This is a genomic window from Cohnella lupini, from assembly GCF_003386205.1.
In the GTDB taxonomy this organism is placed as follows: domain Bacteria; phylum Bacillota; class Bacilli; order Paenibacillales; family Paenibacillaceae; genus Cohnella; species Cohnella lupini.
In genome coordinates, this window is record NZ_QRDY01000018.1 from 20092 (window position 1) to 33908 (window position 13817).

The following is a 13817-nucleotide window of genomic DNA, read 5'->3' on the forward strand; positions in this document are numbered from 1 at the left end:
ATGGAATACTCGTATTTGGGAAGAACGGGCTTACAGGTTTCTCGTCTATGCTTGGGAACGATGACTTACGGGAATTGGGATTTGGACGAAAAAACCTCTCTATCCGTCATTGACCGCGTGTTGGATTCCGGTATCAATTTCTTGGATACGGCGGACACGTACGGAAAAGGAACCAGCGAGGAAATTATCGGCAAAGCGATCAAGGGCCGAAGAGATCAAGTCATCGTGGCGACGAAATTCAAAGTCCGGACCGCCGAGGGGCCGAACGGGGAAGGCGCAAGCCGTTACCGCATCATGCGCCAGGTCGAGGCCAGCTTGAAGCGGCTTAATACCGACTACATAGATCTGTATCAAGTTCACCGGCCGGATCCGCACACTCCGTTGGACGAGACTTTGCGGGCGTTGGATGACCTCGTTAAACAAGGTAAGGTCCGTTATATCGGTTGTTCGAATTTCGAAGCCTGGAGGATCGTAGAATCTCTATGGGTCAGCGACAAAATGAACCTTGAACGCTTCGTTACGAATCAACCTTCCTATCATATCTTCAACCGTTATATCGAGCAGGAAATTTTGCCTGCCTCCGAACGTCACGGACTCTCCACTCTATGCTACTCTCCGCTGGACGGGGGCTGGTTATCGGGCAAGTATCGGTTGGGGCAGCCGCTTCCGGACAACTCCCGCGGAGAGCGAATGGATCCGGATTCCCCTAAAAATCGGGAGAAGTTGGTCCGAGTAGAGCAACTCGCGCAATGGGCCGAGTCCAAAGGGATGACGCTCGGGCAATTCGCCTTGGCTTGGTTGCTGCATCGTCCGGGCATCATTCCGGTCGTCGGCATTCGGAACGAGAAGCAATTGAGCGACAATCTGAAAGCGCTCGAGACTCGATTAACGGAAGAAGATTTAAATCAGATTAATCTTGTGTCTCCAAGCCCTTATGTAGACTTTTCCCAAGACGGAAGCTTCTGGTTCGAGGAACCGCGCTTTTACCGGTTTAAATAAAGAAAGGGAGTCGTCGCGGCTGAATGAACCGCACCGACTCCCTTTCGTTTCGCCTGACTTTCCGTTATTCTTCGTAGATCATTCGGCGCGTCATTCCGCCGTCTATGATCATCTGCGTCCCGGTAATGAAATCGTTGCGAGGATCCGTCAGATAGAGACATGCGCGCGCGATATCCATTGGGGTTCCGACTCTTCCGGAAGGATGCTGAGCATGGTCCTCCGTTCGAAGCTTGTCGTAGTCTCCCGTCTCGATCCAACCGGGACAAATCGCGTTCACCGTAATCTTATCCGGTCCCAAGGAGACGGCCATCGCGTGCGTGAGCGACAATATTCCGCCCTTGGATGCCGCATAAGCCTCCGAATTCGCTTCGGACATGAGTGCCCGCGTGGAGGAAATGTTGACGATAGAGCCGCCACCGTTGTCTCGCATGAGCTTGGCCGCTTCCCGCGAACAGAGGAACGTCCCCCGCAAGTTCGTATTCAATACGCTGTCCCACTCCGACAACTCCAGGTCATAGGGAGATTTCCGCACCCCGAAGCCGGCATTGTTGACTAGAACGTCTAATCGCCCTTGCCGTTGCTTCAAGCTCTGAAACAACTGCTCAATCTCCTCCGGCTTCGATATATCCATCACTAAGGCGCCGACCTGAAACCCTTCCGCCTTTATTAACTCCTCTGTTCGCCGTAGCTCTTCGGCATTTCGGTCAACTGCGACCACAAAAGCCCCTTCGCGCGCGTAGCTCTGAGCCAATACCCTGCCGATACCCGCTCCCGCTCCGGTGATCAGAGCGATTCGACCATTCAATCGCGCTTCGTTCATTGTTCGCCACAACACTTCTTATATTTCTTCCCGCTTCCGCACGGACAAGGGTCGTTTCTCCCAACCTTGGCGGCCACGACGCGTTGTCCCGGAATTGCACGGATAGCCGAGCCTCCCGTTAGAGCGCCCAATTCGGCAGGCGTATGCCCGCAGTTGGACCAAAGCCGGGTGTGGTTATATACTTCCGTCACCAGAGAGCTGAACCTTTTTACTTGATTGATATTGTCAAAAGTGATCCCTCTTCTATCCAACTCGTTCACGATCGACTGCAAAGGCTCTTCCATAGAGCAGGCAATCTGAATATCGTCAATGGCCGAATCCACAAGCTCGGCATCCTCGCACAACTGATTGAGAATAAAGAGTCTCAGCTGCAATAACTGCGGCGTCATCTCGGAATAGTGATCGTCCGAGTACATTAGGAACTTCTCTTTACTTGGAATATATCGAGGCTTGTTCTGAATTCGCTTCAGGAGAGCTTGCATTTCCTGAACGGTACTCTCGTCAAAGTACTGACTCACATAATAACCATCCATCCGCTCATAAAACTGCACTCTTTTCAAATGAAAATCGGTGATCTCCTCGAGGTCTTGCAGTCTTAAGCTTTGATCGTTCTGATCGTTATAGATCTCGAGAATCAGTTCCGGCGTGCAAACCCCGTAGAGATTAACCGCGGCGTTTACATATTGAAGCACGACTTGCTCCCTTGCACGGGTCAATAGCAACGCATCCCAATCCAACTGTCGCAGAGCCTCTTTCACTTCTTCGGGGATAACGAAATACAGCTTGTCCTTTTGCCAAAACGTAAATAAAACCCCGTAATCCACGAAGTGCAAATAAGTGCCGGGCGTGATATCGTCAGCTTGTAAGCAGGGCTGACTCCGTACATTCTGAAAGAACTGAAACTCCTCTTCCCGGGCCAATAGCAACGTAGCATCCAGTCTATATTCCTTTAATAGAACTTCGGGCAACCGAGCGGCAAGTTCTGCCTTTTTCATTGAAGACCGCCCAGGCAAACCGATTGAAGTAGCTATATCCGTTAAACGATTCTTGCCAAGCAACGATAGAATTTCTTCCAGACGATATTTTACCGCACCCTGGATGGCGAGTTCTTGATTCCTCCGATTGTACATCTCCATGAGATCGATCATTCGTATCACAACCCTCTGTTCTGTTCTTTTTAATCATTATACATGATTTGAGGGAATTCGATTCTGTGCCTACGCTATGAGGAAAAGAAACAACACGCTAAGGATAAGAAATGAGACAAGAAAAATGGCTTCGCCATCCGTCACTTCGAGATAAAAGCTTGCTCTGCGGTTAGACTTGACCAAATACGAGCTATCAAAAGTGGTAAGTCAAGGGAAGTAGAATGATAATCATCGTTATTGTCGCTGTTTGGCGCTTATGCAATCAAAGTACGATGAGGAACATCACTATAGATTGTATTTCTGAATGGAATAGAACAATCGGAGGCCAATAGTCATAAAAAACATCTTTATCCAGCATAATTCTTGAACATGCTTCAAAAATACAATGAAACACATCGTATTTAAAAATGTATCGTGCGATCAGCTCGAAATAGTCCTGAAACGAATGAACTGCTGTGTCGATATTTAAGGGTTGCGGCTTCCGCCTCCCGGCGGACAAAACACGCTAACAGAACACAATCCAGATTCAAGGTTTCCAATACTAATGTCGATTCGTTACCTCTAGTATTAATACTATGTCTAGTTAAAAAAACAACACATGAAAGGGGCCATATCCAGATGACGAATCGATATTTCACCACAAGCCGCAAAGAGGACGGAAGCTGGTCGCTGCTTGATCCGAACGGCAAGCCCTTCTTCTCACTCGGAGTGAATTGCGTGTTCCTTCCGGACAGTCTCAGCAGCGCCAAAATGCAGGAATACGGAGACGACGGCTCATGGTTCCCCAAATTTGCCGACCGGAAGCTGGAGCAAATTCGCGAGTACGGATTCAACACGCTGGCGGCCTGGCACGAGAAATACTATTGGGGCAATTCGTTTCCGAAAACGATCGAGCTCCGAATGTCCCAGCATGCCAATAAAGTCAATGTGGATTGGGGCTTCGGTTTTCCCGACGTGTTCTGCAGCAGCTTCGTCTATTCGGTCCAACGCGTGCTAAGCGAGCACTTCTACGGCGAGGGACGCATGCTGAAGGACGACCCTTCTCTGATCGGCTACTACACGGATAACGAACTGCATTGGTGGGGCAAGGGCGGCCAGTGGGGCATGGACGATATGAAGCTAGGCGCGGATCCGGCGAATCTCGTTCAGGATTATTTCGAGCTGCCCTCTCATGCGCCCGGCAAACAGAGATGGGTCCGCTTCCTCAAGGAGCGTTACGGAGACATCGACCGGCTCAACGAGGCTTGGAGCGGCGAATATTGGGAGTTCGACGATCTGCTTACCATCTTCAGCTACACGGCCGAAACCGAGGCTTTCGAGCAGGACAAATTGGACTTCCTGAAGCTAATAGCGGAGACCTATTACGGCACCACTACCTCCTTGCTGAAGACGTACGACTCGGACCACCTGGTTCTGGGTTGCCGATTGGTCGGAGCCAGCACTCCGGAAGTCGTATTGGAAGTCATGGGACAATATTTGGACGTCGTGTCCCTGAACTTCTACACCCGCCATTTTCCGGAAAAGTGGTTGACTCGCGTAGCCAATCTGACGGGTAAACCGGTAATGGTCACCGAATTCAGCTTCTGCGCGGGACGTCAGGCCGGTTACTTGAGCAGCACGAACGGCGCGCAGCATGCCACGGTAAAAGATCAGAAACGCCGGGGACAAATATATGATATGTTTATTAAAAAGGCTGCGGCGTTTCCTTCGTGCGTAGGAGCCCATTGGTTCGCCTTGTACGACTTCAACTCCAATCGACACCCGCTGAACGGCAATTATGGGCTGCTAACCGCCGATGATAAGCCTTGGGAGGAGTTCACGGCTTCCGTGACGGCGACGCACCGCGAAGTGTTAAGCGCAGACCTTATCGAATCGTAGCAAAGGGGATATGCTATGTTGCTAGGCCGTCTGACCATCTTCCACAAGGTGATTTTGTTTATCGTCTTCCTTCTTATTCCGATCTTCGGCTTGTATGTCTATTCGAACCGGGTATCGGTCGGGGTCGTGCAGAACGAGATCAAAAACGCGATCGACAGCAGGCTCGCCTTTGCGCAGAATCGGCTTAATCTGCAGCTCGATCATCTGGCCAAATCGGCTATTCAGCTAGGGAGCGATCCGATCGTCATATCGTTCGAGACGATCGAAGGCTTCGAAAGCTTTTTCGATGTCGTCGATACGAAAAGGAAAGCGGAAGATCGAATCACCATTCAGAACATCCAGTCGGACTGGCCCTCGCGGAGCACCATCTACTTTCCCAAAAAACAAGAAGCCATTAATCCTGCCGCTTTGATTAACTACGATGACGATATGCTTACCGGACGCGCGGCCAGCGAATGGATTTCCGAGAAGAGCGGCGACGCCTCGAAGCCTAATTACCAGTTTTTATTCTATTCCATCCGTTCATCGTCAGGCTACAGCGACCCGCTTAAAGCCGATAACGTCGTCGAGCTGAGGCTCGACGACGATAACCTGATTCAGTTGCTCAACGATTATAAGGCTACGGGCCAAGGGGATCCGTTCATGTATCACGCGGAGCTTGGCATCATAGCGAATCGGACGCAAAACGAGAATCTGACCGAACAAGTGGCTCAGTTGCTTAGGCAACGGCCGCTTGATTGGTCGGATTCTTTCCGCGCCAAGCTGTCCGGTCAAACCTATCTGGTGAACTATATCCAGACCAACCTCAAGGGTTGGGCGATCGTCGATTACGTTCCGATGCAGCAGGTGCTGTCTCCGATCGTTAACAGTACCCGGCTTTTCTATGCTTCTCTCGTCTTACAGCTGTTGCTAGGCTTATTCGCCGCTTTCATGCTGTACCGACAAGTCCAACGCCCCATCCTGACGTTGATGCGAAGCCTCCGCCAGGTGAAGAACGGCGATTTCAGCACCCGCATCCAATCCGTGAAGAATACGGAATTCAGCTTCGTATTTCAGCGTTTCAACGATATGACCGAACAAATTCAACGATTAATAGAGAACGTGTATACCGAGCAGCTTCGCTCCCGGGATGCGCAGCTGAAGCAGCTTCAATCCCAGATTAATCCGCATTTTCTGTATAACTGCCTGTATTTCATCGTCAATATGGCCCGATTGGAACGGTTGGAGCCGATTGAACGGATGGCGATCAACTTGGGCAATTTCTTTAAATACACGACCCGTCTGGAGAAACCGGATACGACCGTTGCCGACGAGTTGACCCTCGTTCGGAATTACTTGGAAATTCAAAAGCTGCGTTTAAACCGGATCGACTACGCGATCGAAGTGCCGGAGAAGCTTCAGCAATTGCAAATTCCGCGCCTGTTGCTGCAGCCGATCGTCGAGAATGCGGTTATTCATGGGATCGAGCCGAAGCCTGGAGGCGGAACCATCAGGATCACCGGAGGTGCGAATCGAGAAGGCGTATGGCTGGAGATCGAGGATACCGGCGTCGGGATGGCCGCGGAACGGCTTCAGGAATTGAACCGGCGATTGAAGCAGCCGGTCAGCGATGAAACCGGATACGGCGTCTGGAACGTGAATCAGCGACTGGCCTTGCGTTTCGGAGATCAGGCCGGCGTTCACTACCTGCACTCGGAGCAGGCGGGCTTAGTCGTAAAGCTGTCGTGGACGCCTAGCGACTATATCTTTCCGGAAGGAGTGGATTCGGATGTTTCGAGTGATGATCGTCGATGACGAGTATTCCGTGATTGAAGGACTGAAGTATACGATTGCCTGGGAGAAACTCGAGATCGATCACGTCTATACGGCTTCCTCCGCTTACGAAGCCCTACAACAGCTTAACCAGCATCATGTCGATATCGTCATCACGGATATCCGCATGCCGGGCATGAACGGCCTTGAGCTTATCCGCGAAATCCGCGAACGCTGGTCCGGGACCCGTTGCATCATTCTGTCCGGACACGGGGAGTTCGATTATGCGCGCGAAGCGATTCGGGCCGAGACGACGGATTACTTGCTGAAGCCGATTCATGAGGACGAATTGGCGGAAACGATACGGAAGGTGCAAGCGAAGCTCAGGGCGGAATGGGAGCAGATAAGCGAATACAAGGCATCCGTTGTCGCGTTGCGGGAGCATATGCCGCTGCTCAAGCACAACCTGCTCGGGGATTTGCTGCAAGGGCTCGTGCCCGAACGAAAGGCGTTAATGCTTAAGTTGGAGCTGCTCAAGCTTCCATTCGCCCCAGGGGATACCGTTTCCCTGCTTCTCGTCCGGCTGGAGGATGAATTCTACGGCTACGATGCCCGTAGGCTCCAATTGCTCGAATACGCCGTATGCAATATTACGGAGGAGATATTCGGGAAGCGATTCGATACCTGGTATCATTCGGATACCCATGCTTATTTGGTATTCGTTCTTCGGCTCCGGGATCGCGAGCCCCTCTCCGATGCGGAACAACCGGAGCCGGTCGAGGAAGATACCCTGCGACTTGTAGAACGATTAGCCGCGCAGGTGCAAATGAGCGTTCATACGTATCTGAAAGGCAATCTATCGATTATGGTGAGTAATTGGGGAGAGTTTCCGGGCAATATCCGGGGATTATATGAAACGGCAATGACCTCGTTTCGGAATCGAATCGGCAGCAGCAGCGGGTTATTCTATTCCATGGGCGACGAGGATCAGGAGACCGCGAAGACTACCGCGCTAGATGAGCTGTACCGGCTGCCGACGTTGCTGAATTTGCTGGATACGGGGAAATGGGACGAAGCGGCCAATAAAGTGAATGCCATCTATAACGATTTGCGTAACCGTTTCCCTTCTTCGAGGGAGCATCTCATGGAAGCTTATTTCTCCATGGCTTCCAGCTTCTCACACTTCGCACATAAGAACGGACAACCGTTATCCGATCTTATGATGGATAGCGCGACGTCCGACGATGACCGTTTACGTTCGGCCGTCCGGCTCAAGGAATGGTCGCTCGCCGTACTGGAGCGGCTGCGGACAAGCGTAGACAATTACGTAAGCGATTCTCGGAAGGAATTGTTATCGAAAGTACAGTCTTACGTCGTCGATCGTCTGCAGGAAGACGTGTCCTTGCAGGCGATCGCGGACCACGTCCACTTCCACCCCGTCTACTTGTCCAAAATTTTCAAACAGGAAACCGGCGAAAATCTGCGCGAATATATCCATCAGATCCGAATGGAAAAAGCGGTGTATTTGCTGAAGCACTCCGAACTCAAAATCTATGAAATCGCCCAGCAGGTCGGCCTTGATCAAGCATACTTCAACAAAGTATTCAAAAAGCAATTCGAGCGCACGCCTCAAGAGTACAGAGAAAGGTAATTACCCGTATATTCAGAATAGTTAATAAATTACACGCGATGTTGAAATCTTCCCATATCCCCTTATGGAAGCGCTATTTATACTGAAATTGCAAAGGATCAATATAAGGAATGAGGAAGGGGATAGCTTGTATGCAAAGACGAATATCGATGGCCATCGCCGTTATGTTCATCGCGGCAACGCTGCTCGCGGCGTGCAGCGGCAAGAACGATGGGAATGAATCCAGCTCGCCTTCGGCAACGACTGAAGCAACGACGACCGAAGCATCCTCAAGCACGGAAAGCTCGCCGGAATCGGACGCTCTCGTCATGAAGGACGGAAAATACGATCCGCCGATCGAGATCACGACCGTTAAACAAATCGGTCCTGAACTGAAGTTCAAGAACGGCGAGACGCTCGACGACAACGTATTCACCCGCTGGCTGGAAGATCGGATGGGAATCAAGCAAAAGATTCTATGGACGACTCCAACGACCAACGACGCGTTCAAGACGAAGCTGATGCTGACTTTGACCGCGAACGAACCCATGCCGGACTATCTCTACGTCCCCGTGGACGTCGCGCACACGTTGATCGATTCCGGCAAATTCCAACCCGTTGGCGAACTGTTCGATAAATACGCTTCGGACGAGTGGAAAGCCGCGATGGACGAAACGAAAGACGTATGGCTACCTTATAAGCGCGATGGCCAAACATACGGCATTCCGATGATCGAGTCGTCTCTTCTGCACGACGACGTCATGTGGATCCGCCAAGACTGGCTGGATAACCTGGGCATGAAGGCGCCGACCACGACCGAAGAGTTGGAAGTCGTGATGGATGCGTTCGTGAACAAGGATCCGGATAAAGACGGGAAAAAGAACACGATCGCCGTAGCCGCCGCCTTAAAGACGGTCAAATACAACTTGGCGACGTGGCTCGGGCTTAACCCCATCATGGGCTCCTACGGTTCGTTCATGAGCATTTGGCATAAAAACGCTCAAGGGGAAATCGTATACGGTACGACGACGCCGGAAACGAAGACGGCGATCGGCAAAATCAAAGAATGGATCGACAAAGGCTATTTGCACAAAGAAGTCGGCATTCAAGATGAGGTCAAGGCGATGGAATTGTACACATCCGGCCAGGCGGGCATCGCATTTTCGACGCAATGGGCGTACAACTGGCCGTTCAACGCGACGGAGACGAACGTCAAGGGCGCGAACGTACAGCCTTATCCGCTTCCCGCAGGACCGGACGGCCAAATCGGACAGATCGGCAACGGTCTCAACCACTGGCTGGTGCTCCTCATTAACAAAGACATGAAGCATCCGGAAGTGTTGTTCGAATATCAGAATTATCTTTACGAACATTACGAGGATCCGCCGAAAGGCGGGGAGTTCGAATTCGGCTTCGCCAGAGGCTACGATTACGACTTCGTCGGAGGCAAACGGGTTACGACGGAGAACGAAATCCCGGGCGGTAGGCACGCCCCTCAGTTCCTGTTCATGGCTCCGGTCGTACCGTCCAAGCAGATCAAGGCGTTGGCGGAACTGGCGGACGGCAGAGCGCCGGCGACTCCTTACGAGGAAACATTGGCCACGTCCCCGATGCAGGCGAAGCTGTCGGCCAAGTATATTTACGAGCAGCGCGAGCACACCGTGAACAACCTATACAACGGTCCGCAAACGCAGACGATGAAGGATAAGCAGGAGAATCTAGACAAGATGGAAGCGGAAATGTTCAGCAAAATCATTTACGGCAAAGAACCGCTCGATTACTACGACAAGTGGGTTCAAAACTGGAAAAGCGCCGGCGGAGACCAAATCCAGAAGGAAGTTACCGACTGGTATAATGCCGCGAACGGCGGATAATCAATCTCGGGTTTAATCGAATCCAGGCCGCAGATTAGCCCGCTCTCGCCGGGCGGGCTGATCTGCGGCCCACTAGTTCTATAGAGAATAAGGAGTGGAGGATAATGGGCAATACACTGGCTCGGAGAAGCCGCAAGTGGAATCTCAAGCGCAATTGGCCGCTTCATATGATGCTCATTCCCGCCGTTCTGCTTACTCTTCTATTCGCTTACGTGCCGATGGGCGGCATCGTTATGGCGTTTCAGGATTTCAAGCCTTGGACGGGAATCATGGATTCGCCTTGGGTAGGTTGGAAAAATTTCGAGAAGCTGTTCGGACAACCCGATAGCATCCAAGTCATGTGGAACACGCTTATTCTCGCTTTGTCCAAGATTATCGCCGGCTTGATCGCCCCGTTCTTGTTTTCGCTGCTACTGAACGAAGTGCGAGTCTCCTCGTTCAAACGATCCGTGCAGACGCTCGTCTACTTGCCGCACTTCTTGTCGTGGGTCATTCTCGGGGGGATCCTTCTCGAAATACTGTCGACCGAAGGAGGAATGATCAACAAGCTGCTTGGTAATTTGTTCGGCATCCAGCCGATCTTCTTCCTGGGCGATGGAGATTGGTTTCGATTTACGGTAGTCATCAGCCATGTCTGGAAGGAATTCGGATTCGGAACGATCGTGTTCCTCGCCGCGCTTGCGGGCGTCAGCCCGTCGTTGTACGAAGCAGCCGTCGTAGACGGCGCGAACCGCTGGAAACAAACCTTGCATATTACGATTCCAGCCATGATGCCGATTACGATCGTGCTTGCTACGCTGTCGCTCGGCAACGTTCTCAACGCGGGATTCGATCAAATATTCAATTTGTACAACGCGCTCGTTTACGACAAAGGCGACATTATCGATACGTACGTCTATCGGACGGCAATCATTAGCGGCAACATGGGCTTCGGCACAGCGGTCGGCCTGTTCAAATCCGCGATCGGATTCGTTCTGATCGTCGTTGCTTACCGGCTTGCCTACAAATTCGCCGGATACCGCATATTCTGACGGAAGGGGGAAACGGCGTGATCTATCGCACGAATGGCTATCGCCTCTTTACCTGGTTCAATACGATCTTTCTGGCTTGCATCAGCCTGTGCTGCGTGCTGCCGATGATTCATATTCTCGCCATTTCTTTAAGCGGAAGGGATGCGGCGACGGCGAATCTGGTTTACTTATGGCCGGTGGACTTTACGTTCGACTCGTTCATCGACACGTTGTCCAACCGCAACTTCAGCCGCTCGCTCATCGTTTCATTGCAAAGAACGCTTCTTGGCACCGCTATTTTTCTCATTATCGCCGCGATAACCGCTTACCCGTTGTCCAAAGAATCTTACAGCTTTAGAGGCCGCTCCCTATACGCATGGTTCTTCGTATTCACGATGCTGTTCACGGGCGGCCTCGTGCCGAACTATATCCTGATTATGAAGCTTGGCTTGAACAACTCCTTGTGGGCGCTCGTCCTCCCCACGGCCGTTGAAGTATGGTCGATCATCCTGCTGCTCAACTTCTTCCGCAACATTCCGAAGGAGATGGAAGAGGCGGCGCTCATCGACGGAGCAGGCCACTTCAAGACGATGTGGAACATCTACTTGCCCCTGTCGCTGCCGGCTCTCGCCACATTGGCCTTGTTCACGATGGTCTTTCATTGGAACGAATGGTTCCATGGCATGCTCTATAATACGGACGCATCCAATTACCCGTTGGCAACGTTGCTGCAGACCATCATCGTTCAGCAGGATTTCACCAAAATGGCCATTAATCCGGAGGATATGGAGAATATATCGAATAAATCCGTCAAATCGGCGCAAATCTTCATCGGTGCGCTTCCTATTCTGCTCGTATACCCATTTCTCCAGCGCTTTTTCGTGAAAGGCATCGTTCTCGGAGCGGTTAAGGAATAACCTCCCCACTCTCGAACGCGACACAAGAAATCGGCCATTCATGTCGATTTCTTGTGTCGCGTTTTTCAGCCTTCGGGAGCCCAGTCATATGCAGGCAAACTTAAACTAAAAACCGCCCCGCTACCGACGTCACTTTGAATCTCCAAGTTTCCGCCGTGATCCTGCGCGATTTTTTGGCATATCGATAGCCCAAGTCCGGTACCTTCCTCTTTCGTCGTATAGAAGGGTTGAAATATTTTAGCTTGCTCCGATACTGGAATTCCAGGACCGGTATCCTCAATTTCAACGACGGCATTCCCCTCTTCCCGTTTAGCCCGTATGGATAGAACCCCCGGTTCGCTCATGGCTTCCAGACCGTTCCTTACGAGATTCACCAACACTTGGACCATTTTATCCCGATCAATATAGACATATAGCGAGTCGTCGGCAATATCCAGCATGATTTTATGACCGCGATAAGCGGCATCCGATTCGGTCAAGAATAGTAATCTGTCTAAACACCCGGTTACAGATTCCGCTTTCATCTTACTGATATTCGGCTTGGAAAATTGCAGGAATTCTGCCGTCAGCTCGTTCATTCTTGTGATTTCGCTCATGATGGTTTCAAACCAAGGACCGATATTGTATCCGCTTTTTTGCGACAACTGCATAAACCCTTTTATTGTCGTGAGAGGGTTGCGTATTTCATGCGCCATTCCTGCCGCCAATTCGCCAACGGCTCTCATTTTCTCGGATCGGAATAAATCCTCTTCGCGTTTCAACCATATCATCCGCTTGTTTTGAAACAATTTCTCTTCGGCGATAGAGATTAGCTCTTCCTTCGACGCCGACTCCTGAGGGAATTGAGTCATGCTGTAAGTAACCTGAAATCCTAACACATTCGAACTCAGTAATTCGCTAATCTCGTGTAACGCGTTTTCTTTTGACGGAATCGTTACGGCAAACCGATCTCCTGCGTAACGGGAGATTGTATGGGCATTTGCGAATAAACGCTTCAGAAGTAACGATATATTTACCAAAGCTTCGTTTCCGTTGCTTATGCTTTGATTATTAATGGACTTAAAGTCTTGAAAATCGATTAGGATCAGAACAAAATGATTTTGTTTGTTAATTAAATCTTGAAGCGCGTTGACGTAACCCTCGTAGTTTAAAAGCTTGGTAAGGGAATCGTGGGTGACCAAGAAATTATTATTCTCTTTCAACTTTTTCTTTTCGGCTTCCAAGCTAAAAAAATAACGATAAAGAGACCCGACGATTGCCGCGCCTATAAAATCATAAATGGAGACCAGCATGTTGTAGGTATTTAAGGGTTGGTAAGATAATCGGATGGTAGAGTACAGAAGGATATACAATAAAAAGATCGGTATGGTTTGTTTGTACGTTTGCTTGGTGTGAGCGGCCATCAGAATTAAGATGTAGTATAAGCCCAAGCACCAGTTCATATGGCTGTACCAATGGAATAGGACAAGAAAAATAATCTGTATTTTGGGTACGATAGGGTGCTTCTTCTGAAACACGACGCTAAGCGCGAAAAGCGAACCGAACAAGATTAGCATCCAGATATTCGTCGTTTTATTCAAAAGCAATGAGGCCATTATGGTTAAGCCACAAATGATGGGCACGAGAACCTTGAAAAACAAATAAGAGCCCTCCAACAACAGCAAGTTAAAGTCCCATATAGAAACGAAAATGCGGCTTGGCTTAGCCAAGCCTCACTACTTATACTACAGATTAATGGAGTAAATGAGAAGGATTTTCATTCTTGAAATTTGATTCTTTCCTCGACAGA

At 50.4% G+C, this 13817-nt stretch carries 10 protein-coding genes; 7 read left to right on the forward strand and 3 right to left on the reverse strand.

The window, feature by feature from the left end:
* Entirely contained in the window at positions 1 to 999 is a 999-nt protein-coding gene (locus DFP95_RS22010) for an aldo/keto reductase (protein WP_115994927.1), read from the forward strand.
* A 64-nt stretch (positions 1000 to 1063) separates the two neighbouring features.
* Here DFP95_RS22010 and DFP95_RS22015 read toward each other — a convergent pair whose 3' ends face one another.
* Positions 1064 to 1819 (reverse strand): SDR family NAD(P)-dependent oxidoreductase, encoded by a 756-nt coding sequence (locus tag DFP95_RS22015; protein WP_115994857.1) that lies wholly within the window; start codon positions 1817 to 1819, stop codon positions 1064 to 1066.
* A complete protein-coding gene (locus DFP95_RS22020) occupies positions 1816 to 2967 on the reverse strand; it encodes a YecA family protein (protein ID WP_115994858.1) in 1152 nt (383 codons plus the stop codon). The genes DFP95_RS22015 and DFP95_RS22020 overlap by 4 nt, the downstream gene beginning before the upstream one ends.
* 618 nt (positions 2968 to 3585) lie before the next feature.
* Between DFP95_RS22020 and DFP95_RS22025 the strand changes: the two genes are divergently transcribed.
* The 6 genes from DFP95_RS22025 to DFP95_RS22050 all read left to right on the forward strand — a co-directional run bounded on the left by DFP95_RS22025 (position 3586) and on the right by DFP95_RS22050 (position 12028).
* A complete protein-coding gene (locus DFP95_RS22025) occupies positions 3586 to 4845 on the forward strand; it encodes a beta-galactosidase (protein WP_115994859.1) in 1260 nt (419 codons plus the stop codon).
* Positions 4846 to 4860: 15 nt separating this feature from the next.
* Entirely contained in the window at positions 4861 to 6639 is a 1779-nt protein-coding gene (locus DFP95_RS22030) for a sensor histidine kinase (RefSeq protein ID WP_115994860.1), read from the forward strand.
* Positions 6614 to 8248: a response regulator transcription factor gene (locus DFP95_RS22035; protein ID WP_115994861.1), complete on the forward strand. Its 1635-nt coding sequence runs from the start codon at positions 6614 to 6616 to the stop codon at positions 8246 to 8248. Before DFP95_RS22030 ends, DFP95_RS22035 begins: the two co-directional genes overlap by 26 nt.
* 131 nt (positions 8249 to 8379) lie before the next feature.
* On the forward strand, positions 8380 to 10101 hold the full coding sequence (locus DFP95_RS22040; RefSeq protein ID WP_181907561.1) for a type 2 periplasmic-binding domain-containing protein: 1722 nt from the start codon (positions 8380 to 8382) through the stop codon (positions 10099 to 10101).
* 104 nt (positions 10102 to 10205) lie between these two features.
* A complete protein-coding gene (locus tag DFP95_RS22045) occupies positions 10206 to 11132 on the forward strand; it encodes an ABC transporter permease (RefSeq protein WP_115994863.1) in 927 nt (308 codons plus the stop codon).
* Between the two features lie 17 nt (positions 11133 to 11149).
* Positions 11150 to 12028, forward strand: a complete 879-nt coding sequence (locus tag DFP95_RS22050) for a carbohydrate ABC transporter permease (RefSeq protein ID WP_115994864.1) — start codon at positions 11150 to 11152, stop codon at positions 12026 to 12028.
* A 65-nt stretch (positions 12029 to 12093) separates the two neighbouring features.
* Here DFP95_RS22050 and DFP95_RS22055 read toward each other — a convergent pair whose 3' ends face one another.
* On the reverse strand, positions 12094 to 13623 hold the full coding sequence (locus tag DFP95_RS22055) for an ATP-binding protein (RefSeq protein WP_115994928.1): 1530 nt from the start codon (positions 13621 to 13623) through the stop codon (positions 12094 to 12096).
* Positions 13624 to 13817: the final 194 nt, after the last annotated feature.